24 protein-coding genes are annotated in these 24,408 nt (G+C 51.7%); 7 read left to right on the top strand and 17 right to left on the bottom strand.

The genetic code is table 11. The features are described 5' to 3' along the window. Positions 1 to 25 precede the first annotated feature (25 nt). Positions 26 to 1,546: a 4-hydroxy-3-polyprenylbenzoate decarboxylase gene (gene ubiD / locus AC3ISQ_RS01125; RefSeq protein ID WP_489350172.1), complete on the bottom strand. Its 1,521-nt coding sequence runs from the start codon at positions 1,544 to 1,546 to the stop codon at positions 26 to 28. Positions 1,547 to 1,605: 59 nt separating this feature from the next. After that, complete coding sequence (gene pepE, locus AC3ISQ_RS01120) at positions 1,606 to 2,331, bottom strand: dipeptidase PepE (protein ID WP_489350171.1); 726 nt, start codon at positions 2,329 to 2,331, stop codon at positions 1,606 to 1,608. A gap of 245 nt (positions 2,332 to 2,576) precedes the next feature. On the opposite strand from pepE, the gene rfaH reads away from it, so the two are divergent. After that, positions 2,577 to 3,065: a transcription/translation regulatory transformer protein RfaH gene (rfaH, locus tag AC3ISQ_RS01115; RefSeq protein ID WP_489350170.1), complete on the top strand. Its 489-nt coding sequence runs from the start codon at positions 2,577 to 2,579 to the stop codon at positions 3,063 to 3,065. Positions 3,066 to 3,122: 57 nt separating this feature from the next. Here rfaH and hemB read toward each other — a convergent pair whose 3' ends face one another. The 12 genes from hemB to udp all read right to left on the bottom strand — a co-directional run bounded on the left by hemB (position 3,123) and on the right by udp (position 13,737). Beyond that, positions 3,123 to 4,145 (bottom strand): porphobilinogen synthase, encoded by a 1,023-nt coding sequence (gene hemB / locus AC3ISQ_RS01110; protein ID WP_489350169.1) that lies wholly within the window; start codon positions 4,143 to 4,145, stop codon positions 3,123 to 3,125. 15 nt (positions 4,146 to 4,160) lie between these two features. Further along, complete coding sequence (tatD, locus tag AC3ISQ_RS01105; RefSeq protein ID WP_489350168.1) at positions 4,161 to 4,943, bottom strand: 3'-5' ssDNA/RNA exonuclease TatD; 783 nt, start codon at positions 4,941 to 4,943, stop codon at positions 4,161 to 4,163. Positions 4,944 to 5,049: 106 nt separating this feature from the next. Next, the gene (gene tatC, locus AC3ISQ_RS01100; RefSeq protein WP_489350167.1) at positions 5,050 to 5,820 is read right to left on the bottom strand and encodes a Sec-independent protein translocase subunit TatC; all 771 of its coding nucleotides are present in this window, start codon (positions 5,818 to 5,820) and stop codon (positions 5,050 to 5,052) included. A 3-nt stretch (positions 5,821 to 5,823) separates the two neighbouring features. Beyond that, the gene (gene tatB, locus AC3ISQ_RS01095) at positions 5,824 to 6,384 is read right to left on the bottom strand and encodes a Sec-independent protein translocase protein TatB (RefSeq protein WP_489350166.1); all 561 of its coding nucleotides are present in this window, start codon (positions 6,382 to 6,384) and stop codon (positions 5,824 to 5,826) included. Between the two features lie 3 nt (positions 6,385 to 6,387). Next, positions 6,388 to 6,648 carry a Sec-independent protein translocase subunit TatA gene (gene tatA, locus AC3ISQ_RS01090; protein WP_489350165.1) on the bottom strand — a complete coding sequence of 87 codons (261 nt, stop codon included), beginning with the start codon at positions 6,646 to 6,648 and terminating at the stop codon, positions 6,388 to 6,390. A gap of 79 nt (positions 6,649 to 6,727) precedes the next feature. Beyond that, on the bottom strand, positions 6,728 to 8,359 hold the full coding sequence (gene ubiB / locus AC3ISQ_RS01085; protein ID WP_489350164.1) for a ubiquinone biosynthesis regulatory protein kinase UbiB: 1,632 nt from the start codon (positions 8,357 to 8,359) through the stop codon (positions 6,728 to 6,730). Continuing rightward, complete coding sequence (gene ubiJ, locus AC3ISQ_RS01080) at positions 8,356 to 8,964, bottom strand: ubiquinone biosynthesis protein UbiJ (protein ID WP_489350163.1); 609 nt, start codon at positions 8,962 to 8,964, stop codon at positions 8,356 to 8,358. Before ubiJ ends, ubiB begins: the two co-directional genes overlap by 4 nt. 13 nt (positions 8,965 to 8,977) lie before the next feature. Further along, the gene (ubiE, locus tag AC3ISQ_RS01075) at positions 8,978 to 9,733 is read right to left on the bottom strand and encodes a bifunctional demethylmenaquinone methyltransferase/2-methoxy-6-polyprenyl-1,4-benzoquinol methylase UbiE (protein WP_489350162.1); all 756 of its coding nucleotides are present in this window, start codon (positions 9,731 to 9,733) and stop codon (positions 8,978 to 8,980) included. A gap of 69 nt (positions 9,734 to 9,802) precedes the next feature. Next, on the bottom strand, positions 9,803 to 11,365 hold the full coding sequence (rmuC, locus tag AC3ISQ_RS01070) for a DNA recombination protein RmuC (protein ID WP_489350161.1): 1,563 nt from the start codon (positions 11,363 to 11,365) through the stop codon (positions 9,803 to 9,805). Positions 11,366 to 11,487: 122 nt separating this feature from the next. After that, positions 11,488 to 12,015, bottom strand: a complete 528-nt coding sequence (locus AC3ISQ_RS01065; protein WP_489350160.1) for a DedA family protein — start codon at positions 12,013 to 12,015, stop codon at positions 11,488 to 11,490. A 79-nt stretch (positions 12,016 to 12,094) separates the two neighbouring features. Further along, complete coding sequence (locus AC3ISQ_RS01060; protein ID WP_489350159.1) at positions 12,095 to 12,877, bottom strand: tyrosine-protein phosphatase; 783 nt, start codon at positions 12,875 to 12,877, stop codon at positions 12,095 to 12,097. 98 nt (positions 12,878 to 12,975) lie between these two features. Beyond that, positions 12,976 to 13,737: a uridine phosphorylase gene (gene udp, locus AC3ISQ_RS01055; protein WP_489350158.1), complete on the bottom strand. Its 762-nt coding sequence runs from the start codon at positions 13,735 to 13,737 to the stop codon at positions 12,976 to 12,978. A 254-nt stretch (positions 13,738 to 13,991) separates the two neighbouring features. Here udp and AC3ISQ_RS01050 point away from each other — a divergent pair, with 254 nt between their 5' ends. Continuing rightward, positions 13,992 to 14,819 (top strand): dienelactone hydrolase family protein, encoded by an 828-nt coding sequence (locus AC3ISQ_RS01050; protein WP_489350157.1) that lies wholly within the window; start codon positions 13,992 to 13,994, stop codon positions 14,817 to 14,819. A gap of 50 nt (positions 14,820 to 14,869) precedes the next feature. On the opposite strand, the gene fsa is transcribed toward AC3ISQ_RS01050, so the two are convergent. Together fsa and ptsP are read right to left on the bottom strand one after the other, a co-directional pair. After that, a complete protein-coding gene (gene fsa / locus AC3ISQ_RS01045) occupies positions 14,870 to 15,535 on the bottom strand; it encodes a fructose-6-phosphate aldolase (protein WP_489350156.1) in 666 nt (221 codons plus the stop codon). Positions 15,536 to 15,550: 15 nt separating this feature from the next. Then, positions 15,551 to 18,055 carry a phosphoenolpyruvate--protein phosphotransferase gene (gene ptsP, locus AC3ISQ_RS01040; RefSeq protein WP_489350155.1) on the bottom strand — a complete coding sequence of 835 codons (2,505 nt, stop codon included), beginning with the start codon at positions 18,053 to 18,055 and terminating at the stop codon, positions 15,551 to 15,553. A gap of 364 nt (positions 18,056 to 18,419) precedes the next feature. Between ptsP and AC3ISQ_RS01035 the strand changes: the two genes are divergently transcribed. The 5 genes from AC3ISQ_RS01035 to AC3ISQ_RS01015 all read left to right on the top strand — a co-directional run bounded on the left by AC3ISQ_RS01035 (position 18,420) and on the right by AC3ISQ_RS01015 (position 23,543). Continuing rightward, positions 18,420 to 19,496 (top strand): PTS fructose transporter subunit EIIC, encoded by a 1,077-nt coding sequence (locus AC3ISQ_RS01035; protein WP_489350154.1) that lies wholly within the window; start codon positions 18,420 to 18,422, stop codon positions 19,494 to 19,496. Between the two features lie 145 nt (positions 19,497 to 19,641). Further along, positions 19,642 to 19,962 carry a PTS fructose-like transporter subunit IIB gene (locus AC3ISQ_RS01030; protein WP_489350153.1) on the top strand — a complete coding sequence of 107 codons (321 nt, stop codon included), beginning with the start codon at positions 19,642 to 19,644 and terminating at the stop codon, positions 19,960 to 19,962. Between the two features lie 61 nt (positions 19,963 to 20,023). Continuing rightward, a complete protein-coding gene (locus AC3ISQ_RS01025; RefSeq protein ID WP_489350152.1) occupies positions 20,024 to 22,321 on the top strand; it encodes a formate C-acetyltransferase in 2,298 nt (765 codons plus the stop codon). Beyond that, on the top strand, positions 22,287 to 23,183 hold the full coding sequence (locus AC3ISQ_RS01020; protein ID WP_489350151.1) for a [formate-C-acetyltransferase]-activating enzyme: 897 nt from the start codon (positions 22,287 to 22,289) through the stop codon (positions 23,181 to 23,183). The genes AC3ISQ_RS01025 and AC3ISQ_RS01020 overlap by 35 nt, the downstream gene beginning before the upstream one ends. Before the next feature lie 15 nt (positions 23,184 to 23,198). Continuing rightward, positions 23,199 to 23,543 carry a PTS fructose-like transporter subunit IIB gene (locus AC3ISQ_RS01015; protein ID WP_489350150.1) on the top strand — a complete coding sequence of 115 codons (345 nt, stop codon included), beginning with the start codon at positions 23,199 to 23,201 and terminating at the stop codon, positions 23,541 to 23,543. Position 23,544: 1 nt separating this feature from the next. Here the strand turns inward: AC3ISQ_RS01015 and AC3ISQ_RS01010 are convergent, their stop codons facing one another. Next, a complete protein-coding gene (locus AC3ISQ_RS01010; RefSeq protein WP_489350149.1) occupies positions 23,545 to 24,405 on the bottom strand; it encodes an AraC family transcriptional regulator in 861 nt (286 codons plus the stop codon). Between the last annotated feature and the right edge of the window lie 3 nt (positions 24,406 to 24,408).

Raw genomic sequence — 24,408 nt, 5'->3', positions numbered from 1 at the left:
TGCAACTCCAATTATTTCGGGTACATTACAATGTCGGTTCTCTGTCACTGAAAATTGCGAGCTCATCCCAGATTTCATCGATACGCGCACGCACCTTGTCATCCATCTGAATCGGACGGCCCCACTCACGCTGGGTTTCACCCGGCCATTTATTAGTGGCGTCCAGCCCCATCTTCGAACCCAGTCCGGAAACCGGAGAAGCGAAATCCAGATAATCGATGGGTGTATTCTCCACCATCACGGTATCTCTCGCAGGGTCCATACGGGTGGTGATCGCCCAAATAACATCATTCCAATCACGAGCATTCACGTCGTCGTCGCAAACAATCACGAACTTGGTATACATGAACTGACGCAGGAAGGACCACACTCCCATCATTACGCGTTTGGCGTGCCCAGCATACTGTTTCTTGATGGTCACGACCGCCAGACGATATGAACAACCTTCTGGTGGCAGATAGAAATCAACGATTTCCGGGAACTGCTTTTGCAGAATCGGAACGAACACTTCGTTCAGCGCAACCCCCAATACCGCAGGCTCATCCGGCGGACGGCCGGTGTAGGTCGAATGGTAAATGGCATCACGACGCTGAGTAATATGGGTAATGGTAAATACTGGGAAGTGATCGATTTCGTTGTAATAACCGGTATGGTCGCCATACGGTCCTTCTGGCGCCATTTCACCCGGTTCGATGTAGCCTTCCAGCACGATCTCGGCGCTAGCAGGCACTTCCAAATCGTTGGAAATACATTTGACCACTTCGGTTTTGTTGCCGCGCAGCAGACCAGCAAAGGCATATTCGGAAAGATTATCCGGCACTGGCGTTACCGCACCGAGAATGGTCGCCGGATCGGCACCCAATGCCACGGCAACCGGGAACCGTTCACCAGGATGCGTCTGACACCATTCCAGATAATCCAACGCACCGCCGCGATGCGACAACCAGCGCATGATCACTTTATTCTTGCCCAGTACCTGCTGACGATAGATACCCAAATTTTGGCGTTCTTTATGCGGCCCGCGGGTCACGGTCAGTCCCCAGGTGATCAACGGAGCGGCATCTTCTGGCCAGCAATGCATCACCGGGATACGACTAAGATCGACATCGTCGCCCTGCCACACCTGCTCCTGACAAGGCGCAGAACCTAATACTTTGGTTGGCATATTCAGCACTTGCTTAAACTTCGGCATCTTGTCGAACAGATCGCGGAAGCCTTTTGGCGGCTCGGGCTCTTTCAGAAATGCCAGCAGTTTGCCCACATCGCGCAGAGCACTGACATCTTCCTGCCCCATGCCCATAGCAACGCGATCGGCGGTACCGAACAGGTTGCACAGCACTGGCATGTCGTAACCCTTTGGATTTTCAAACAGCAATGCAGGGCCACCCGCTCGGAGAGTGCGATCGGCAATTTCTGTCATTTCCAGATAGGGATCAATCGGCTGGCTGATGCGTTTTAGTTCCCCTCTCTTTTCCAGCAACGAGAGGAAATCGCGTAAGTCACGGTATTTCATGCTGATCATTATAACGGCCAGTGAGGAGGGCATTATAAGCCCTCTTCACAGTTGTTGCTGCAATTTTGTTAAAGCGAAGTCAACACCGACGCTTAATGGCAGCTAAAAGGGACCAGTGAACTCAAAGCCTGCGTGTTCTGGTACTCCTGCGTCTCCACCGCGTGGCGGAAGACTTTAAAGCCCTGCTGTTTGGCACTGAAATATTTCAGGTTATTGCCACTGACATGCAGTAAGCTTCCTTCGCGCAGCGCAACGACTGACTCGCTCGGGTTCACCGCACAAAACTCAGCCAGACGTTCATCACGGGTTTCACCCATGTGACCGCTGATGTGCGCATCAATATAATGCGGGTTGATTTGCACCGGGAACAAGCCAAGAGCCGGTAACACTGCGCTGTTACGGACCGGCATATCATTGGTGGTGCGGATACTTGGCGTTGCGACATTACAGCCCGCACTCCAACCCACATACGGAACACCACGTTCACGCACCGCGCGCTGGATTGGCACAACCAAGCTATTTTCATGCAGCATCTGGTTCAACATCCAGGTATTACCGCCGCTAACCAGAATACATTCAGCCTGTTCAATCGCTTCCGCTGGGGAGGTTGAGTGATGGATACTGGTCACTTTGATGCCCAGTGTCTGCGCCAGTTCAGCGGCACGTTGATCGTAATCACCGCGGATCAGTGCATAAGGGATCAATACTGCGGAACGGATATTGCAGCGTTTTACCATCTCTAGCAGTTGTTCTTTCGCATACCCCAAAAGTTCAGATTCACCCGAAAGTTTGCCATTGCTCAGTAAAAATAATTCCATTGCTTTCACTCATATAAAAAAATGGTGGATATCGTCACATCACACAGCTCAGGGAGTGCCATATTTATCAGTAACGGACTTTAAACGCCCCGTTATACCTGAGCCACATGAATAAGACTGTGATATGGGGCTAAATGCTGCCAATTCATAGATATAGACAATGTTAAAGGCGAGAAGCTAGCATCTCTAGGTATCCGTAGCGGCTTTTGATATGCTTACCGGCTGACAGAAAGGCATGTGAAATTATGGAATCTTGGTACCTACTGTATTGTAAACGCGGTCAAATACCACGGGCACAGGAACACCTGACACGTCAGGAGGTAAACTGTTTGAATCCGACCATTACGTTGGAAAAAATCGTGCGTGGTAAACGTACCGCAGTCAGCGAACCTCTGTTCCCAAACTACTTGTTTGTAGAGTTCGATCCTGAGCGTATCCATACCACCACTATCAGCGCCACCCGTGGTGTCAGCCACTTTGTACGTTTTGGTGCGCTGCCGGCAACTATCCCACTCACCGTGATAGAAGAGTTGCAAAACCATAACAACGAAATTTATGTCGATCCAGAAACACCACAGCCAGGTGATGCAGTCTTGATTACCGATGGGGTATTTGAAGGATTACAGGCGATTTATAGCGAACCGGATGGTGAAGCTCGTTCAATGCTCCTGTTGAACCTGATCAACCAACAGGTGAAGCAGAGCCTGGATAACCGGCAATTCCAAAAGTTGTAATGCTATAAAGGCACCGTTTCAGGTGCCTTTATACTGTTCATACTTCAAGTTAACGCTTTAGCGTTGCATCGCTTCATCATGCAGCCACTGGGCGACACGTTTGGCGAAGTAAGTCAGCACACCATCGGCGCCAGCACGTTTGAAGCACAGCAAGGATTCCATCACCGCAGGTTGCTCCTGCAACCAACCGTTCTGGATTGCCGCCATGTGCATCGCATACTCACCAGAAACCTGATAGGCGAAGGTCGGTACACCGAAGGTATCTTTCACCTGACGAACCACATCTAGATAAGGCATCCCCGGTTTTACCATCACCATATCTGCGCCTTCTTGCAGATCTTGTGCGATTTCCTGCAAGGCTTCATTGCCGTTAGCGGGATCCATCTGATAGGTCTTTTTATTCCCGCCTTTCAGATTACCGCTGGAGCCCAACGCATCGCGGAATGGACCGTAATAGCAAGACGCGTATTTGGCGGAATAGGCCATGATTTGGGTATTGACCAGCCCTTGCAGTTCTAGTTGATCGCGAATGGCACCGATACGACCATCCATCATATCGCTTGGCGCGACGATCTCCGCACCGGCTTCTGCGTGAGATAGCGCCTGACGTACCAAGATTTCTTTAGTAATGTCGTTGATCACATAACCCTGTTCGTCGATCACCCCATCCTGACCGTGAGTGGTGTAAGGATCGAGCGCCACGTCAGTCAAAATGCCCAATTCCGGCACCGCATCTTTTAATGCACGCACCGTACGCTGCACCAAACCATTCGGGTTATAAGCTTCTTCCGCATGTAGCGACTTCAAACCCGGTTCGATGACTGGGAACAAAGAAATCACCGGCACGCCCAGCTTAGCGATGGCTTCCGCTTCTTTAACCAGTAGATCGATAGACATGCGCGATACGCCCGGCATTGAGGAGACGGCTTCCTGACGGTTGCTGCCTTCCATGACAAATACCGGGTAAATCAGATCGTTAACCGTGACTTGGTTCTCGGCCACCAAACGGCGACTGAAATCATGACGGCGCACGCGGCGCATACGACGGCCTGGGAAAGTACCCGGAAATGCATAGCTCATTAGTTTTCTCCTAGCTCAAACCAACCGGAACAACCGGCGGGCGTTGTCATCAATTTTCTGCCCCAACCCAATGGGGTCTTCTTGTCGCCAAACAGCCACTTGTCGGACGATATGAGGCAAAAAACAGGGTTCGTTGCGGCGAGATGCAGGTTTAGGATTTAAATCCCGGGGCAACAGATAAGGGGCATCGGTTTCCAGTAGCAGACGATCGGTAGGAATCTGGGGTAGCAACGCACGTAATTCCAGCCCACGACGCTCATCACATACCCAGCCGGTAATGCCAACGGATAGCCCCAACTCTAGGCACTCGGCTAATTCCTCTGCCGTGCCGGTGAAGCAGTGCACCACCGCAGCAGGCAGTTTATCCAGCCACGGCGCCAGTAAAGCGACAAAACGTGCGTGTGCATCACGGCAATGAAGGAAAACCGGCATTTTCAATTCAGCCGCCAATGCCAGTTGTGCGCTAAATGCGGTTTCTTGCTCAATTGGGGTAGAGAAATTACGGTTAAAATCCAAACCACATTCACCGATAGCGACGACTTCCGGTCGCATTGCCAACTGGCGGATTTGCCGCGCAACATCATCATTCCAACTGCTGGCGTTATGGGGATGAACGCCTGCCGTAGACCAACAAAAATCAGGATATAACTGCGCCATTTCGCTAGCCGCCTGACTTTCCTGCATATCTGTGCCCGTGATCAGCATACCGGTCACACCCGCATCGCGTGCGCGTTGCACGACTTGCGGACTGTCCTTGGAAAATTGGGAACTGGTCAGATTAACGCCGATATCAAACATGGTTTTTCCAATGCAAAAACCGCCCATCTGAACTAACCCCTTACTCGTTGGGTATCCAACTTTTAGAGGGCAGTTCACATCAGGGCGGCTCAGAAACTAAGAATCCTTAAGGGGCAGGATGCTCGTCACCTTCATCCTCTTCTTCGGTACGAGGACGGCGTTTACCTACGTAGAAGCGCGCACAAAATACGCCGACTTCAAACAGCAGGTACATCGGGATCGCCAACAGGGTTTGTGAGAACACATCCGGCGGCGTCAGCAACATGCCCACCACAAACGCCCCAACCAACACGTAAGGACGTTTCTTTTTCAGATCTTCTGGCGATGTCACGCCACTCCAGCACAGCAGGATAATCGCGACCGGGACTTCAAATGCCACACCAAACGCCATAAATAACGCCATGACGAAATCGAGGTAATTATTAATATCGGTAGCAATCAATACCCCAGCTGGGGCCGTCTTGGCGAAGAAGCCAAACGCCAGCGGGAATACGATGAAATAGGCAAATGCCATGCCGAGGTAAAACAGCGCGCTGCTGGAAAACAGCAACGGCATCATCAACCGGCGCTCATGCTTGTACAACGCCGGAGCGATAAACGCCCACACCTGATACAAGATTACCGGCGCAGACACAAACACCGAAACAATCATCGTCAGTTTGATCGGTGTAAAGAACGGCGAGGCCACGTCGGTGGCGATCATGCTTGCCCCTGCGGGCAATTGTTTAATCAGCGGAGCTGAAACCAACTGATAAATATCATTGGCAAAGAATACCAACACAATAAAAATCACCAGCACGCTGATAATCGAGTTTAACAACCGCTTACGCAGTTCTATCAGATGACTGATAAGTGGTTGGGTATCTTCAACAGTCATGTATCAACGATCGCCACTAGGTTGAGAAGAGACAGCAGTTTTATCCGCAACAGGCTCAACCGATGCCTGCACAGCAGCCACCGGTTGTTTAACCACTGGCGTTTCAACTACAGGGTTCACCGTTGATTCGACAACAGATTCAACAGATACGGGCTTAGGTTCCACAGGCTGCGCCGGTTTCGGTGCAGGCACTTCGATCTCCGCATCATGCAACGCTTCTGGATCGGTTGCCTGCGGATTATGGATCGTCGGTTCTGGCTCGTGGTTATCAGTTGTATAAGAACGCTTCAGTGACTCCGCCGCGTCTTTCAGTTCGTCCATCGAAGCTTTCAGCTCCGGCGTCAAATTCTGTAACCCGGCTTTTTCCACTTTCTTCAGGCTATCCTGCAACTCTTGCAGTTTAAGCTCCTGAGTCAGTTCATTTTGTACCGAAGCCGCCAGCGAACGCAGCGCCCGGATCCAGCCGGAAACCGTTCGTACCGCTACCGGCAATCGTTCAGGCCCAAGTACCACCAAACCAATCACCAGTACCAGCAGCAGTTCACTAAACCCAATGTCAAACACGGTTTATACCTGCTCTTTGTTCTTCGACTCTTCTGGCTTTACTTCCGGCTGCTTATCTGTGATAGGTTTTGCCGTAAAGTCAGCATCTTGGCTGGTTTTTTCAGCCGTGTTGGTTGGTGGTGTATTGTCATCACCAATCGCCTTTTTGAAGCCTTTGATTGATGCGCCGAGATCGGAACCCAGAGTACGGAGTTTATTGGTACCAAACAGCAGCACCACGATCACTGCGATGATCAACAATTGCCAAATACTGATACCGCCCATTGCTATTACCTCTATATTTACAGGGGTTATTCTAAGTTGCCGCATTATACGGCAGCTTATCATCGAGTTTGTAGTTAATTCAGGTGGTGCGTTGCCAGCCAATCACCCAAGATACAACGCCAGCCGCCATCAACCAGGCAGGCAGCACATCAATACCACCCAACAGTAGAATCGCACCACTGACTAATAGTGTAGCGCCAACGCCGAATAAATACCGTGATTGCCCTTGGCGAACGCGTTGCGCCTGCATTTGATTCGTCAGTTTATCAACGCTTTGTTGCAGCAATTTATGTTGCTGCAAACTATCATAAAATAATTCAGGTAGTTCCGGCAGCTTCTCAGCCCAGAACGGCGCTTTTTCTTTCAACGCCCGAATGACCGCAGGAATACCGACTTGATCACGTAGCCAACTTTCCAGGAAAGGTTTGGCGGTCGTCCACAGATCTAATTGTGGATAAAGCTGCCGACCCAGCCCTTCAACATACAACAAGGTCTTCTGCAATAACACCAGTTGAGGTTGCACTTCCATATTAAAACGGCGCGCGGTGTTGAACAGGTTCAGCAACACATTACCGAACGAGATCTCCGCCAGCGGCTTTTCGAAAATAGGCTCACAGACGGTACGAATGGCGAACTCAAAATCTTCCACGTTGGTATCACGCGGCACCCAGCCAGAATCCACATGCAGTTCAGCCACTTTGCGGTAATCGCGATTGAAGAAGGCAATAAAGTTTTCCGCCAAATAACGCTTATCGTCTTTATTTAGCGAACCGACGATACCGCAGTCGATACCGATATAACGAGGATTTTCCGGGTGTTCATAGCTGACAAAAATGTTGCCGGGGTGCATGTCCGCATGGAAGAAGCTATCGCGAAATACCTGAGTAAAGAACACTTGTACGCCGCGTTCTGCCAACAACTTCATGTTGGTATTCTGTTTTTCTAGCGCCTCAATATCCGATACCGGAATACCGTAAATTCGCTCCATCACCAACACGCTTTCACGGCAGTAATCAGAATAAACTTCAGGCACATACAACATTGGGCTACCGTCGAAGTTACGACGCAGTTGGATGGCATTTGCCGCTTCACGCAGTAAATTCAGCTCATCCAGCAACGTTTTTTCGTACTCACGCACCACTTCCCGTGGGCGTAAACGACGACCATCCGGCAACAGTTTTGGCACCCAACCGGCTAAGCGATACATCAAACGCACATCGGCTTTAATGATAGGTCCGATGTCTGGACGAATCACTTTCAGCACGATTTCCTGGCCCGTCGTTTTCAACTTGGCAGTGTGTACTTGCGCGATTGAAGCAGAAGCCAACGCTTGCTGATCAAAATCATCAAACCACGTTTCCAGCGGCCCCCCCATCGCTTGTTCGATATGTTTACGCGCCAGAGCACCATCGAACGGCGCAACCCTGTCCTGTAACAAGGTCAGTTGATCGGCAATGTGCGGTGGGAACAGATCGCGGCGGGTCGACATCATCTGACCAAACTTGATCCAAACCGGCCCTAACTCTTGCAAAGCCAAGCGTAAACGTTCGCCCAAGGGTTTATTTTTGTGGCGATTCGGCATCCAGAACAACAAACGGCGACCAATACGCAATGGCAACGTCAGACGCATTTTTGGGATCAGTTCATCCAGACCATAACTGAGAAAAACGCGGACGATAAAATACAGGCGGCAAAGTTCGCCAGGGGTCATCGCTTACCCTCCAACTTGTCCAGACGAGCGTTCAAAACATCCAATCGCCGAGCAACGGCGTCAACTTCATCACAGAACCACACCACTTCCAGCGGGCCAGGAGCCACTCGCCACTCTTCGGTCAAGGTTTCTGCCATATAATGCTGTTGGCGCTGTAAACCGTTTTTCAACAAGTTAACGCCTTTCCCCAACACTTGACTGATGCCTTGAGCGGCAATATCACCGATGTACGGAGCCAGCCATTCCGCAGGATCCCATTCGGCCAGATCCAGCAGCCCAACCCATTGCTGTACTACTTGGATGTCGCCTTCAACGATCAGCTCACCGCTGCGCATTAATGGGGAAAGCTGTTGCCGATCGCGCAATTTGAGCAGCGCCGGAATACGGGTTTGCACCGTGCAATCCGCATCGTCTTCCGATTGCCCCAACACATCCACCCGTTGCTCGCTAAAAATTAGCACCAAAGGAGAAGGTAGCTCCTGCAATTCGATACGCAGCACTTTCCCCACCAAACGCTGGCGAGCCGCTTTCATGCTCCGATCGCGAAACAGCAGATTATTCAGCGAAGTTTCCAAAGCGCCGGTCAGCAACGGGGTTAACAGCATCGGCATTTCCATCTTAGAATTTGAAGCCTCGGTGCAGTGCTACAATGCCGCCAGTCAAGTTGAAATAGGTGACATTGTCAAAACCGGCATCCTGCATCATGCCTTTCAGCGTCTCTTGATCGGGATGCATACGAATAGATTCTGCTAGATAGCGATAACTTTCCGCATCATTCACCACCAACTCACCGATCTTCGGCAAGATGTGGAAAGAATAAGCATCGTAGGCTTTGTTGAGCGGTTCCAGTAACGGTTTGGAGAACTCTAAGACCAACAGACGGCCGCCCGGCTTGAGCACTCGGAACATGGAGCGCAGCGCTTTGTTTTTGTCGGTCACATTACGTAAGCCGAAAGAGATGGTGATGCAATCGAAGTAGTCGTCTGGGAAGGGTAGCGCTTCAGCGTTAGCTTGTACGTAGTTGATATTGCCAACGATACCGCGATCGCGCAGTTTCTCACGCCCCATTTTCAGCATGGAATCGTTGATATCCGCCAGAACCACTTGGCCTTGCTCGCCCACCATGCGGGAAAACTTAGCGGCCAGATCGCCAGTACCACCAGCCAGATCCAATACACGTTGACCACGACGCACACCGCTGCAATCGATGGTAAAACGCTTCCAGACCCGATGAATACCAAACGACATCAGGTCGTTCATCACGTCATACTTGGCGGCTACGGAGTGAAAAACGTTAGCTACCATCGCCTGCTTTTCATCACGCGCTACGGTGCGGAAACCAAAGTCTGTAGTTTCCTGCGATTGATCTGCCATTGTCTCGCCTGCTTATATCAGTCAATTTAGTGTTGTGGAGTGTATCAGAACCCCACACAATACCCCACCTCAGCCTTGTGCTGCGGAGTGCGGTGGTTGTGCATGGTTTTGATTTACATAGTTTTGTTCAGCATCTTCCGGCAAACCGGTGGGTTCATCACTTTGATCTGCGGGGAGCCCTTCATCATTTTCGCTCTCGGCTTGCTGCACCAGTTGCGGGTTAATCGGTCGTTTTACCTCAACCCCCAGCGCGCGGAAACCTTCCGTTTGGCTGATAAGATTACCACGCCCCTCACTCAGTTTGTTCATCGCCTGATGATAACTGCCCTGCGCTTTTTCCAGGCTTTGCCCCAATGCCGACATATCATCAACAAACAGGCGCATTTTGTCATACAGCCGTGCCGCACGGTCGGCAATGCGTTGTGCGTTCTGGCTTTGGTGTTCATAACGCCACAGGTTGGTGATGGTGCGTAACGCCACCAGCAAGGTAGTTGGGCTGACCAACATAATGTTGTGCTTCAACGCTTCGCTGATTAGCTCCGGCTCACGGTCAATCGCTAACAGGAACGCCGGTTCTACCGGAATAAACATCAGCACATAATCTAATGAACGTAGGCCGGGTAGCTGCTGATAATCTTTACGCCCCAACATGCGGATATGCCCACGCAACGAAGCGATATGCTCAGCCAATGCCGCTTCCCGCTCAATATCATCTTCACTGTTGAAGTAACGCTCATAAGCCACCAGCGACATTTTGGCGTCGATCACCACGTCTTTGCCCTGCGGTAAACGGACGATAACGTCAGGCTGCATACGGCTCTGGTGGTCAACCCGCACGTTAACCTGCGTTTCATACTCATGCCCTTCCCGCAAGCCAGAAGCTTCTAATACCCGGCTGAGCACCACCTCACCCCAGTTACCTTGGGTTTTGTTATCCCCTTTCAATGCTTTGGTGAGGTTGATGGCTTCACGCGCCATTTGCGTATTCAATTGCTGTAGATTACGGATCTCGTGCGCCAATGTATGGCGTTCCCGTGCTTCTTGCCCAAAGCTGTCCTGTACTTGCCGACGAAAGCCATCCAACTGCTCACGCAAAGGTGATAACAGTAAATCCAAGCTCTGTTTGTTCTGCTCATCGGCACGGCGGCCATTGTGTTCAAAAATACGATTGGCGAGGTTTTCAAACTGGGTGGTTAGCCGCTGCTCACTGTTGATCAACAACCGCTGTTTTTCTTCTGCTGCAATGCGGGTTTCTTCTAGGCGGATAGTGACTTCACGTAATTCCGCCTCCTGTGCGCTATTAATTTCGCGTTGCGCACGCAGTTCCTGATTCAGCAGCTCGCATTCATTACGCCAGTGGGTGAGTTGCTGCCAGCGCTCCTGCCCTGCCGCGAGTTGGCTATGCAAAGTGCGTAATTCCAGATCGTTTTGCCGCAGTTGTTGCTCATGTTGTTGCAAAGTGGCTTGGCGAGTCGTTGTCTCTTGCTGCGTCTGTTGCAGCGTTTGTTCTAATAGACGCAGTTCGGTTTCATGTTGGGCATGATGTTGCTGTACCCGCAGGCTGGCAATCAGCCAGCCCAGTAGCAGCCCTATCACAACGCCACCTATGCCATAAATCAAACTGATATCCATCCAACCCTCTGTCACTCAAACGCTATTTCCCGTCACGTTAAAGGGTGACTGTATGGATGTCCAGTTCGATTTTATGGCTACCGTGAATTATGCGAGACGTTACGCAAGTTGAGTGAAAACCACTACATCCACTGAGTGAGCCATTTGATACCAAAGGCACCCGGCGCAAGAATGCCAAATGCCCAGATCATGGCCGAGCCAATATTGGCAAGTTGGAACTGGCGTTGTGGCATAGCGCATATCCCACCGACCAACGGAACCACTGCACGCAACGGACCAAAGAAGCGGCCAAAGAAGATCCCCAGTACGCCCCAACGTTCAAAAAATGCATGGCCGCGAATCAATAATTCAGGTTTACGCGACAGTGGCCACATATACGCCACACGATCCTGATAGTGATAACCCACCCAATAGGAAAGCCAATCACCGAAGAAAGCACCGGCTGCCGCAGCGCCCCAGATTGGCCAGAAAGCGAGGCCACTTTCGCCAATTAATGCGCCTAATGCCAACAAGATGACGGTGGCAGGCAGCAACAAGGAAATAAACGCCAGCGACTCGCCGAACGCCAAGAAGAAGATAACCGGGATTGCCCAAACTTCGTGCTGACGCACAAATTCGCTGACCCAGTGAATAACGTCATTGAGGCTCAAACCAAAGCTCCTTTAGTGGAGAAACCTGACTCCAGCATACGCCAGCGCAGGTTAAACCCCGACTAAACAGACCTCAGGTTTATTCAAGATAACGCGCCTGCAACGCTTCACGTTGCTTAGCATCCAGCTGGTATTCAGCCTCTAGCCAACGATCGGTTGAACCATATTTTTCCTGAATGCATTTTAATGCGGTCATCAGGAATTCCTCACGCGCGCTGAGTACATAGGCAAATTGCGCGACCGCCTTTTCATTCAAACGAATAGAGAGTTGGTCGAGCATGTGTTCGCGATAAGTCGTCAGTGTAGTTTCCGTCAGCAAGTAATCTTCAACTACGGTGCTTTCTTCAGCCCCGAGTGCAAACAACACCAACGCTGAACCGATACCGGTACGATCTTTACCGACCGCACAATGCTGCACGATCGCTCCACCTTCCGGTTGCACCAGTAGATTAGCCAGTTGCTGATAGGCCGAGTTATTAAACGGCAGACGGCGGTAGAGTTCCAACATAAACGCTCGCGCATCAAACTGGCTCAACGTCTCGTTAGTCAACTTACTCAGATTGGCATTGACTTCACCACTGAGGGGATTGGCAGGAAAATGATGATAATCCGCGCCACTCCATACCACGTCAGGCTTGTCCTGCACTTCGTCGGTATCACGGTAATCCAGAATGGAGCGGACTGGCACACCGGCTAGGAAGGTACAGTCGTTTTCTGTTAAGCGATCGAGCGCTCCAGAACGGAACAACAATCCCCGTTTAACACGGCGGCCATCGGCAACGCTGTTGCCACCTAAATCACGGAAGTTGATACCACCATCGAGCGGTGCCAGAGAAGGATGAAGTAAGATCTGGGCGGTCATAGACGTCCTCATGGTTAGGGGAGAGATCTTATCCACCGTACCAGATTACGTCATGATATAGAAACGGGCCAAATAATGACCCGTTTAACGACTAGGAATTACAACAGACGACGTGCCGCTTCCACCACGATTTGTACCGCTTTGCTTTCGGTATTTTTCATGGTTTCGGCATTAGGGATTTCTTGCTGAGTACGATTGACGATCACACCCGCCACCATACCCGCACGTAGCCCTTGGCTAGCGCACATGGTCAGCAACGTCGCTGATTCCATTTCGTAGTTCATCACGCCCATCGCTTGCCACTCTTCCATTGAGCCTTTGAAACGGCTGACGACACGACCAGAATAGGTATCGTAACGCTCTTGGCCTGGATAGAAGGTGTCGGATGACGCGGTCACGCCGATATGTGTGGTCGCGCCACTGGCTTTCGCGGCTTCAACCAGCGCAGTGGTACACGCGAAATCGGCTACCGCAGGGAATTCCATCGGTGCGAAGTGCAAGCTGGCACCGTCGAGGCGCACCGCAGCGGTGGTGACTAAAACATCACCCACGTTGATGTTAGATTGGATCGCACCGGTAGTCCCGATACGCAGGAAAGTACGAATCCCCAGTTGCGCCAGTTCTTCCACCGCGATAGAAGTCGATGGACCGCCAATACCGGTAGAACAAACGATCACGGCCTTGCCGTCCAATTCTGCACGCCAAGTGGTGAATTCACGATGGGAAGCCAGATGTACGGGTTTCTCCATCAGTTTGGCAATTTTCTCAACACGCTGCGGATCGCCAGGGACGATGGCTAACGTAGCCCCTTGTAAATCGTTTTTAGTGAGGCCAAGGTGGAAAACGTCGGATTGAGACATGCGAGACTCCTCAGAGGTCATGTTTTATTGGGAGGAACAAAAAACCACTCTACTGAAAATTGCCGGTCATTTTCGTGACGACAATCACCTTGAAGAAAGAAACAAAAATCAGCATTCATTATTTTTGTGATATTAATCACAAAATGCAAGCCAATTCCAAGTGCAACAAGTGTAGTCGACAAAGCATCTGGCACAGTGCCAATATTGCCTATAGTTAATCCCTGCAACGCTTTCTTTTTGGCACGGAGACCACGATGAAAACTGAACACGAGATGAAACTAAAACAGACCTTAGGGGAATTTGCTCCCGCAGTAATACCTGTGGCGACGTCCACTCTCCATACCGATGATGAAGGTATTCACACCAGTGAAACCACAATCCCATCACAAGGCGATCCGCTGCCGGCTTATGTGGCTAAGCCAGCCGAACACGCTGGGCCATTACCGATCATTTTAGTGGTGCAGGAAATCTTTGGCGTCCATGAGCATATCCGAGATCTCTGCCGTCGCTTGGCAAAACAAGGTTATCTGGCGATCGCACCTGAGCTGTATTTCCGTCAAGGCTCCCCGCAAGATTACACTGAAATCAGTGAACTTTTGCAGAACCTCGTCAGTAAGGTTCCTGACCGCCAGGTGCTGTCGGATCTCGACCACACCGCTCACTGGGCGGCACACCATGGCGGGGACGCCAGTAAATTAGCTATCACCGGTTTTTGCTGGGGCGGACGCATGACTTGGCTGTATGCGGCACATAATCCACAACTGAAAGCCGCGGTCGCTTGGTATGGCAAACTGGTGGGTGAAAAAACGCTGAATTCGCCAAAACATCCGGTCGATGTGGCCACTCACCTGAACGCTCCGGTACTGGGTTTATACGGAGGGCAAGATAGCGGTATTTCGCTAGATTCGGTGGAAACCATGCGCCAGGCGATCCGCGCGGCCAACGCCAAGGCGGAGATCGTGGTTTATCCTGAGGCCGGTCATGCGTTTAATGCCGATTACCGCCCAAGTTACAACGCAGAAGCCGCCACCGATGGTTGGCAGCGGATGTTGGGTTGGTTTAAGCAATACGGCGTGGCCTAATCACAACATCAGCGCGGGCGTACCCCAAAGTACGCCCATTTTGCTAAAACTCAGCCCAACTGCAACGAACCAAACGCGCCGTTCCAATCTTGCTCGAATTTCTCCACTGCCGCTTGTACCGCAGGTGCGCTGATAAACTGCTCGGCAACATCCACCGGCAAAGTGATCGATTGGCAACCCGCTAGCAGGCAATCCAGCGCCTGACGTGGCGTTTTGAAACTGGCGGCCAACACTTTAGATTGTGGCGCATGCAGTTCCAGCAACTGTTGCAGCTCCTGCACCGTGGCAATACCGTTACCGCCTTGTGCATCGACGCGATTCACGTAAGGCGCGACATATTCCGCCCCAGCCAACGCCGAAAGCAACCCCTGCGCTGCACCGTAAACTGCCGTTCCCAACGTTGGAATCCCCATACGGCGCAATTGTTTGATCGCCGCCAAACCTTCCGGCGTAACGGGGATTTTGACCACCAGCCCCGATACACGTTGGCTCAAACGTTCCGCCTCTTCCACCATCTGTGCCGCATTATTGGCTAGCACCTGCGCAAACAACTTACCTTCGCCGCCCAATGCATCACGCAGAGCGGGCAACACTTCCCACAGCGACGTGCGCGAACTGGCGACAATGCTCGGGTTAGTGGTGACGCCTTGTAACGGCAAGATGCGAGCCAGACGTTTCACCGCGCCAATATCGGCAGTATCCAGATAGAGTTCCATTTGATAGTCCTTAAATTACAGTTCAAGTTCTTGTTTCAGCAACGCTTCTACTTGCTGGGCCGAACTGGCGTTAACCAATGCATCACGGAAACCGGCATGCATAATGCGGCGCGCCAGTTTGGAGAAAATACGCATGTGTTGATCGCCTGCGGCGTGTTTATTCAACGTCAGCATGATGACAAACTGAGCTTCTTCATCGCCCCATACCACCGGCTGTTCCAGCTTGGCGACGCTGATGGTTGATTGTTCGATATGCTCGGATTTGGTATGTGGGATAGCGAAGCCAAAGCCCAAACCGGTGGAGAACACCGCCTCGCGCGCCCACAGATCCGCCGCCAGCTTGCGCGGATAACGACAACGCCCCGCCAGCAGCAGGTTGTCCACCATGCCTTTGATCACTTCTTCTTTACTGCGCCAATCCGCGCCAAGGGCGATACAATCCGGGGTAATCAACGGTGCGTCGCTCTGTTCCATGCGGAACTGCGCCAGTAAGTGCTCGACTTCTAACGAAGTACGGCAAGCCATCGCGCGATTAAGTAACAAACGACATTCACGGCTATCCAATTTCGCCAACCGCGACTTGGTGGCCGGAATCGACGGTGCGCTCATACTGATTTCATCCAGCCCCATGCCCACCAGCAACGGCAGAACCGAGCCTTTGGCACCCAGCTCACCGCACAGGCCAATCCACTTACCGTGGCGATGGACTTCACGTACCGCATGATCCAAACCGCGCAGGAATGCCGGGTTCAAGCTGTTGTAATGTTTGATCACTTTGGCGTTATCGCGATCGACCGCCAACAGATATTGCGTCAGGTCGTTACTGCCAATGCTAAAGAAATCAATCTCTTCACAGCACTGATCGATGATGAACATCACCGACGGTACTTCCAGCATGATGCCGAGCGGGATTTTCTCATCGAATGGGATCTGGCTCGCTCGCAATGATTGTTTCACTTCCGCCAGTTGATCTTTCACCCACAGGATCTCTTCCATGGATGAGATCATCGGGATCATGATCTTCAGTGGGCCATGTGCCGAAGCCCGTAGGATCGAACGCAGTTGGGTGCGGAACAGCGGCAAGAACTCCTGATAGATACGCACGGCGCGATAACCGAGGAACGGGTTGTTCTCCGCCGGGATCTGCAAGTAATCCACCGGTTTGTCGCCACCAATATCCATGGTGCGCACGATAATCGCCTTGCCATCAGCAGCTTCCACCGCCTGACAATAAATGTTGTACAGCTCGTCTTCAGAAGGTGCGCTCATCCGATCCATATACAACATTTCAGTCCGGAACAGGCCGATGGATTCAGCGCCATTATTAAAGGCCGAATCGGCCTCCACCGCATGGGCGATATTCGCCGCCACTTCCATCCGCACACCATCAGCAGTACGCCCCGGCGTCCCTAAATAAGCGCTTTGCTGCTGACGTAATTGCGCTGCTAACCATTGTTCTTGTTGATAATAACGGCGCACTGGCTCGCTAAGTTCACAAGCCACCAGCCCAAGATCGCCATCAATCTGAACTTGTTGATTCAGGTAAGGTCGCAGCGTCTCGGCGTCGACGCCCACCAGCGTTGGGATATTGAACGATCGCGCCAAAATCACGGTGTGCGAAGTGCTACCACCGCAGCCCAACAACAAACCTTTCAAATAACGTTTGTCCAGTTCGAGGAATTGGCTCGGAGTTAGTTCATCGGTGATACAGATACTGTCTTCGCGGAGCGCCTGCTGCGAAGGGAAACGTTGCTCACCATAGATTTGCTGCAACAGTTGGAAGCTAACATCACGAATATCCAGTTCACGCTCGCGCAGATACGCACTGGCAGATTGCGCCAATTGCTGGCTGAAATGGGCGGCAGTGGCCACAATCGCCGCCGCGCAACTTTCACCGAGCAGTACGCCGCCCAGCAGTTGCTGACGAAACGCACCATCACGCACCAACGAACGATGCGCCTCCAACACAGCGGTGGTGGTGCCGTTACCTTCCATGAGCTGAATATCCAACGCTTTACCTAAACGCGATAAACCCTCAGCCAGCATATTCTGTTCTTGCTCGACGTTCTTCGCCGCGGGCAGTTCGCCTAATGCATTGAGATCGACACGTGCCAGATGCAGCAATTTCCCACTGGCGCTGCCTTGGCTGACCGCACGTGCACGCAGCAGCGTCGGTTGCAAATTCGCCAATGACTCTGGAATCGGCTCTAGTTCAGCGTTTTCATCTACCTGTGGCAAAGCTTCATCGCAGTGCGGAAACTCATGCTCGATAAACTGGCTCAGACGCTCAAATGCCGCCTGTTCATCTGAACCTTCAATCGTTACCTGACATTCATCCCCCGATAACGTATCGGTGCCGATCAGTGACAACACACTCTTGCCGTCACCGGTTCTACCAGTGCGGGGGTTATGCCACTGAAAACGCGACTGGAAGCCATTACACAGGGTTTCAATGTGGCTGGCGGGGCGAGCATGTACGCCATTTGGCAGCACGCAGGTAAACGTCACAATCTTGGCCATTAGAATTTCCTCATACCCAATAGCAGCGGTGGGTAACACCGATTTGCCATAAGGATAGAAGCCACGCCCCTATCGCGACTATGGGACAAAAATGCCAAACACTGGATAAATGTAATATCACCCCATAAATGCGAGGAGGCTCACAAAGCTAATTTATAGAAGAGCCTTTGTTAATTTATCGCAATTTGAGTTCGATCCCATTTCCGCCCTGAGATTACAAAAATCCAGTAAATGGCAAATTTATCCACTGTCGGCAGCGTGGACAGATGCCTATTGTGTAGCCAGCAACCTTTCGCCTATCAGGGGTATTCCCGAGGGCACTTTTTGTACTCAGAAGCACGCTGGTTACCACCAGGGAGTGAATATGAAAGATTTAATCAACATACTTAAAAATACACGCCAGCACCTGATGACTGGCGTATCCCACATGATCCCGTTCGTCGTCTCTGGCGGTATCCTGCTGGCGGTCTCGGTCATGCTGTATGGCAAAGGCGCAGTGCCCGATGTCGCCACCGATCCCAATCTGAAAAAACTGTTTGATATCGGTGTCGCCGGTTTGACGCTGATGGTGCCCTTCTTGGCAGCTTATATCGGTTACTCCATTTCTGACCGTTCCGCTCTGGCTCCCGCCGCCATTGGTGCCTGGGTCGGTGCTTCCTTCGGTGCCGGTTTCTTTGGTGCCATCATTGCTGGCCTGCTCGGCGGCATCATTGTGTTTTATCTGAAGAAACTACCGGTGCCGAAGATCCTGCGCTCGGTGATGCCGATCTTCGTGATCCCGATTGTCGGTACTCTGCTGACCGCCGGCATCATGATGTGGGGATTGGGTGAGCCGGTCGGTGCGCTGACCACCAACCTGACCCAGTGGCTACAAGGAATGCAGCAAGGCAGCATTGTGGTACTGGCGATCATTATGGGGCTGATGCTGGCCTTCGATATGGGCGGCCCGGTCAACAAAGTGGCCTATGCCTTTATGCTGATCTGCGTGGCGCAGGGCGTGTATACCGTCGTTGCTATTGCGGCAGTCGCTATCGCCACCCCACCGTTGGGTATTGGCTTAGCCACCTTGATTGGTCGCAAATATTACTCCAGCGAAGAACGTGAAGCCGGTAAAGCCGCCATGCTGATGGGCTGCGTTGGCATCACCGAAGGGGCGATCCCGTTCGCTGCCGCTGATCCGCTACGCGTTATTCCTTCCATCATGATCGGTTCTGCCTGTGCCGCCGTTACCGCCGCGCTGTTTGGTGCGCAATGCTACGCCGGTTGGGGCGGATTGATTGTGCTGCCGGTCGTCGAAGGCAAGCTGGGCTACATCGCCGCGATTCTGGTCGGCATGGTGGTCACTGCACTGCTGGTTAACCTGCTGAAAAGTTTTGCCGCCAAGAAACAACCAGCGCAGAGCGCAGAAAGCTCGCTGGATTTAGATTTCGAAATTAACTGAACACATCCCCTATAGATTTCAAAGTGCAGGAAGGCGGCAAATGAGTGAATCCCTAGGAGCTTACTCAAGTAAGTGACTGGGGTGAGCGAAAGCAGCCAACACACCTGCGATTTGAAAGATGACGGGGAAATTGAAGGAATTAATTATGACCAAAATCATCGCTGTAACCGCTTGTCCGTCTGGTGTTGCACACACCTATATGGCCGCCGAAGCCTTGGAAACTGCCGCTAAAGCCAAAGGCTGGGAATGCAAAGTGGAAACCCAAGGCTCTATTGGCTTGGAAAATGAATTAAGCGCCGACGATGTCGCGGCCGCCGATATGGTGATCTTGACCAAAGACATCGGCATCAAGTTTGAAGAGCGTTTCAAAGGCAAAACCGTAGTGCGTGTGGGAATCAGCGACGCGGTCAAACGTGCCGACGCGATTATGGACAAGATAGCCGCGCATCTGACGCAAACGGTCTAATTGAATAACCCGGTGGCAACACCGGAATTCTTTTCTGTTTTCGACCCTACAAGGAGAGGTGATGACTTCCCGCATTGAACGCCTAAAAACCGCTTTATTTTCCGCCCCGCGTGAAATTTCATTGGAGCGCGCGTTGCTGTACACCGCCAGCCATCGGCAAACCGAAGGTGAGCCAACCATCATCCGCCGGGCGAAAGCAACCGCACACATTCTCGATCAGGTTGAAATTAGCATTCGTGAAGATGAGCTGATCGCCGGTAACCGCACGGTGAAACCTCGCGCCGGTATCATGTCGCCGGAGATGGATCCTTACTGGCTGCTGAAAGAGCTGGATGTCTTTTCAACCCGTCCGCAAGATCGCTTTAACATCTCCGACGCTGACAAACAGATCTACCGCGAGCAGCTTTACCCGTACTGGGAACAGCGTTCGATGAAGGATTTCATTAACGGTCAGATGTCAGAGGAAGTTAAAACCGCGACGCAAACTCAGATTTTTAGCGTTAACCAAACCGATAAAGGCCAAGGGCATATCATTATTGATTACCCACGCCTGCTGAATAACGGTTTGGATGAATTAATCAACGAGTTACAACAGCATGTGGCTCAACAACCCGATAACGCATTTTATCAGGCCGCTCTGCTGCTGTTGCTGGCTTCGCAGCGTCACATCCTACGTTATGCGCTGCTGGCGCGTACCATGGCCGATGAATGTAGCGATCACACTCGCCGTCAGGAGTTGCTGAATCTCGCCCAAGTTTCCGAACAAATAGCTCACGGCAAACCACAAGATTTCTACCAAGCCTGCCAGTTGTTCTGGTACATGAACATCATTTTGCAATATGAATCCAACGCCAGCTCGCTGTCGTTAGGGCGTTTCGATCAGTACATGTTGCCGTTCTATCAAGCCTCACTGAATCAAGGGCAAGATCCCGCTTTCCTGCGCGAATTGCTGGAATGCTTGTGGGTGAAATGCAACGACATCGTGCTGCTGCGCTCCACCTCCAGCGCCCGTTACTTTGCTGGTTTCCCCACCGGTTACACCATTTTGCTTGGTGGCCTGACCGAAACCGGGCGCAGTGCCGTTAACGTGCTGTCGTTCTTGTGTTTGGACGCCTATCAGAATATCCGTCTACCGCAACCCAATTTGGGTGTGCGGGTAAACGAATTTATCGATCGCCCGTTCCTGTTAAAAACCGCCGAAACCATTCGTTTAGGCACCGGCATTCCACAGATTTTCAACGATGAAGTGGTGGTGCCGGCATTCCTTAATCGTGGCGTTTCACTGGAAGATGCACGCGATTATTCGGTGGTGGGTTGTGTCGAACTGTCGATCCCCGGCAAAACTTACGGTTTGCACGACATCGCGATGTTCAACCTGTTGAAAGTGATGGAATTGACGTTACTGGAAAACGAAGGCAACACTGCTCTGACTTACCCACAGTTGTTAGAGCATATTCGCGAGAAAATCCGCCACTACGTCAAGTTGATGGCGCAAGGCAGCAATATCTGCGATATCGGTCATCGCGACTGGGCTCCAGTGCCATTGCTGTCATCGTTTATCGATGATTGCCTGCAAAACGGCAAAGACATCACCGAAGGTGGCGCACGTTATAACTTCTCTGGCGTACAAGGTATCGGCATCGCCAACCTGAGCGATTCGCTGTATGCGTTGAAAGGATTAGTGTTTGATCAGCAAAGATTAACTTTCGATCAGCTGCTGGCAACGCTGAAAAGCAACTTTGCCACACCGGAAGGAGAAAAGATCCGCGCGCGCTTGATCAACCGTTTCGACAAATATGGTAACGACATCGACGAAGTGGATCTGATCAGCGCCGATCTGCTGCGATTCTACTGCAAAGAGGTTGAGCAATACCGTAACCCACGTGGCGGGCAGTTTACGCCGGGGTCGTACACCGTGTCTGCCCATGTGCCTTTGGGCGCGGTGGTCGGCGCAACGCCAGACGGACGCTATGCCGGTGAGCAACTCGCGGACGGTGGTCTGTCGCCGATGTTAGGTCAGGATGCGCAAGGACCAACGGCGGTACTGAAATCAGTCAGTAAGTTGGATAACTATCTGCTTTCCAATGGAACTTTGCTGAACGTCAAATTCACGCCGAGTACCTTGGAGGGTCAGCAAGGGCTGAATAAGTTGGCGGATTTCCTCGGTGCCTTTACCAAACTGAAACTACAGCACGTGCAGTTCAACGTGGTGAATGCCGATACGTTGCGCGAAGCTCAAGCACGTCCGCAAGATTTCGCCGGTTTAGTGGTGCGCGTGGCGGGTTACAGTGCGTTCTTCGTTGAGCTGTCGAAGGAGATTCAAGATGACATCATCCGCCGTACAGCGCATCAACTGTAATCTTATTGCGCCCGGGTTCGCCCGGGCTACAGCCACCGAACTGCGTGGCCGTATTTTCAATATTCAGCGCTATTCGTTGAATGACGGCCAAGGCATTCGCAGCGTGGTGTTCTTCAAAGGCTGCCCGCACACCTGCCCGTGGTGCGCCAACCCAGAATCGATGTCGGGTAAGATCCACCGCGTGCGTCGCAAGGCGAAATGCCTGCGCTGCCAACCTTGTTTGAATGATGCGCAAGAGTGCCCTAGCGGCGCGATGGAACATATCGGACAAAGCATTTCTCTCGACGATTTAGTACAGCAAATCCTGAAAGATGAGGTGTTTTATCGCACCTCTGGCGGCGGCGTGACACTGTCTGGTGGTGAAGTGTTAATGCAAGCCGAGTTCGCCAGCCAACTGCTGCAACGCTTGCAAGCGTTAGGGATTAACACTGCAATCGAAACCGCCGGAGACGCACCGCTGAATGCATTACTCTCCTTAGCGGAGCATTGCGATCAGGTTCTGTTTGATTTGAAAATCATGGACGAGGCTAAAGCAAAGCAGATACTCAATATCCACCAGCCGCGCGTGTTAGCGAACTTTGCTGCTCTGGTGCAACGTGGCATTCACCTTATCCCGCGTTTACCCTTGATTCCCGGTTTTACCTTGAGTACGGAAAACGTGGCGCAGGTTTTGGCTTTTCTCGCGCCGTTCGCGCTAAAAGAAATCCATCTGCTACCTTTTCATCAATACGGTGAAGCGAAGTATCAGTTGTTGGGGCGAGAATACAGCCTGCGTGATGTGGTAGCGCCAAGCGAACAGCAGATCGCCCCATTACGTACAATGGCAGAAGCGGCAGGTTATCGGGTCGTGATCGGTGGTTAATCCATAGGAGCAGGTATGACGATAAAATTGGTCGCAGTTACTGCCTGCGTAAGCGGCGTCGCCCACACCTATATGGCCGCCGAACGGTTGGAAAAACTGTGCGAACGAGAAAAATGGCCGTTAAAGGTGGAAACCCAAGGGGCATTGGGGATCGATAACCTGCTAACCGCAGAGGATCTGGCGCAGGCTGATGTGGTGCTATTAATCACCGATATTCAGTTGGAAAACAGTGAACGGTTTGACCATCACCGCTGCGTACAAATGCGTATCAACACCTTCTTAAGTCAACCGGAAAAAGCACTCAGCGCCGTGCGTAAAGCAGCGGCCTCACCACAAGACACCCTGATTCGGGTGCTTTAACCTACTTTTTTTCTGTTAGTTCGCTGCGGTACTGTCCGCGATATTCCGACGGTGAGCGTTCGGTGTTTTTACGGAAAATGCGGCAGAAATAGTTACTGTCAACAAAACCACAGGCGTGCGCCACTTCTTTCACTTTCATGTCGTAGCGTTTGAGTAAATGTTTAGCCTGTTCCAACCGGACGTGATTCAAGTATTCATTAAATCCCACACTTCCCGCCTTTTGAAATAAATGGGAAAGATAATTAGGGGAGATATAAAACGCCTTCGCTACCGATTCGCGAGTCAGTGGTTCGCGATAATGTTCTTCCAGATAATCCCGCACCGCACCAAACAGTGCCTGACTACGGGAAGCCGTTTGCACCGAAGATCCAAACAGATCGAGCGCATGGCTGATTAGTCCTTTCACCAATAAACGCGCGGTGGTTTGATCGGTCTGATGCCACGCCAACTCATTCAGCGCTTGCAACATAAACGAACCGACTCGCGGCCCACGGCGCGCCACATTATCTTTGCCTTGTGGCACGGTATTCTCACCGTCCCATTTCAGTAGGCTGTAGCCTAATTGCTGTTTGCCAAACAACAAACTCAGCGTCGTGACAGGACGCTGCCAACGTGGGTTATTCCAGCCTTTTGCCGGTACAAACAGCACATCGCCGGGTAGCAATAACTGCTGTTGAACTGCGCCCTGGCTCCCTTCCCACGCCATATTCTGCTCCCCGGCGATCACCAGTTCGATACGTGGAAAATTCACCTGATAAGCTAACTCGGGAGCGGGATGCTGGTTACCGGCAAAATAAACCTGCCGAATCCCCTGCGCATCCTCAAGTAACGGCGTGACCACCGTAACTAACGGGTGTTTCATCGA

This window comes from Serratia sp. KH_031, assembly GCF_057839655.1.
Note: the sequence above shows the minus strand (reverse complement) of the source record. Positions and strands in the feature narration are given on the sequence as shown.

What these genes read in the sequence shown, in the direction of transcription:
- ubiD (WP_489350172.1), bottom strand. Translation starts at nt 1,546, where the DNA reads ATGCCCTCCTCACTGGCCGTTATAATGATCAGCATGAAATACCGTGAC.
- pepE (WP_489350171.1), bottom strand. Translation starts at nt 2,331, where the DNA reads ATGGAATTATTTTTACTGAGCAATGGCAAACTTTCGGGTGAATCTGAA.
- rfaH (WP_489350170.1), top strand. Translation starts at nt 2,577, where the DNA reads ATGGAATCTTGGTACCTACTGTATTGTAAACGCGGTCAAATACCACGG.
- hemB (WP_489350169.1), bottom strand. Translation starts at nt 4,145, where the DNA reads ATGAGCTATGCATTTCCGGGTACTTTCCCAGGCCGTCGTATGCGCCGC.
- tatD (WP_489350168.1), bottom strand. Translation starts at nt 4,943, where the DNA reads ATGTTTGATATCGGCGTTAATCTGACCAGTTCCCAATTTTCCAAGGAC.
- tatC (WP_489350167.1), bottom strand. Translation starts at nt 5,820, where the DNA reads ATGACTGTTGAAGATACCCAACCACTTATCAGTCATCTGATAGAACTG.
- tatA (WP_489350165.1), bottom strand. Translation starts at nt 6,648, where the DNA reads ATGGGCGGTATCAGTATTTGGCAATTGTTGATCATCGCAGTGATCGTG.
- ubiB (WP_489350164.1), bottom strand. Translation starts at nt 8,359, where the DNA reads ATGACCCCTGGCGAACTTTGCCGCCTGTATTTTATCGTCCGCGTTTTT.
- ubiJ (WP_489350163.1), bottom strand. Translation starts at nt 8,964, where the DNA reads ATGCTGTTAACCCCGTTGCTGACCGGCGCTTTGGAAACTTCGCTGAAT.
- ubiE (WP_489350162.1), bottom strand. Translation starts at nt 9,733, where the DNA reads ATGGCAGATCAATCGCAGGAAACTACAGACTTTGGTTTCCGCACCGTA.
- rmuC (WP_489350161.1), bottom strand. Translation starts at nt 11,365, where the DNA reads ATGGATATCAGTTTGATTTATGGCATAGGTGGCGTTGTGATAGGGCTG.
- AC3ISQ_RS01060 (WP_489350159.1), bottom strand. Translation starts at nt 12,877, where the DNA reads ATGACCGCCCAGATCTTACTTCATCCTTCTCTGGCACCGCTCGATGGT.
- udp (WP_489350158.1), bottom strand. Translation starts at nt 13,737, where the DNA reads ATGTCTCAATCCGACGTTTTCCACCTTGGCCTCACTAAAAACGATTTA.
- AC3ISQ_RS01050 (WP_489350157.1), top strand. Translation starts at nt 13,992, where the DNA reads ATGAAAACTGAACACGAGATGAAACTAAAACAGACCTTAGGGGAATTT.
- fsa (WP_489350156.1), bottom strand. Translation starts at nt 15,535, where the DNA reads ATGGAACTCTATCTGGATACTGCCGATATTGGCGCGGTGAAACGTCTG.
- ptsP (WP_489350155.1), bottom strand. Translation starts at nt 18,055, where the DNA reads ATGGCCAAGATTGTGACGTTTACCTGCGTGCTGCCAAATGGCGTACAT.
- AC3ISQ_RS01035 (WP_489350154.1), top strand. Translation starts at nt 18,420, where the DNA reads ATGAAAGATTTAATCAACATACTTAAAAATACACGCCAGCACCTGATG.
- AC3ISQ_RS01030 (WP_489350153.1), top strand. Translation starts at nt 19,642, where the DNA reads ATGACCAAAATCATCGCTGTAACCGCTTGTCCGTCTGGTGTTGCACAC.
- AC3ISQ_RS01025 (WP_489350152.1), top strand. Translation starts at nt 20,024, where the DNA reads ATGACTTCCCGCATTGAACGCCTAAAAACCGCTTTATTTTCCGCCCCG.
- AC3ISQ_RS01020 (WP_489350151.1), top strand. Translation starts at nt 22,287, where the DNA reads ATGACATCATCCGCCGTACAGCGCATCAACTGTAATCTTATTGCGCCC.
- AC3ISQ_RS01015 (WP_489350150.1), top strand. Translation starts at nt 23,199, where the DNA reads ATGACGATAAAATTGGTCGCAGTTACTGCCTGCGTAAGCGGCGTCGCC.
- AC3ISQ_RS01010 (WP_489350149.1), bottom strand. Translation starts at nt 24,405, where the DNA reads ATGAAACACCCGTTAGTTACGGTGGTCACGCCGTTACTTGAGGATGCG.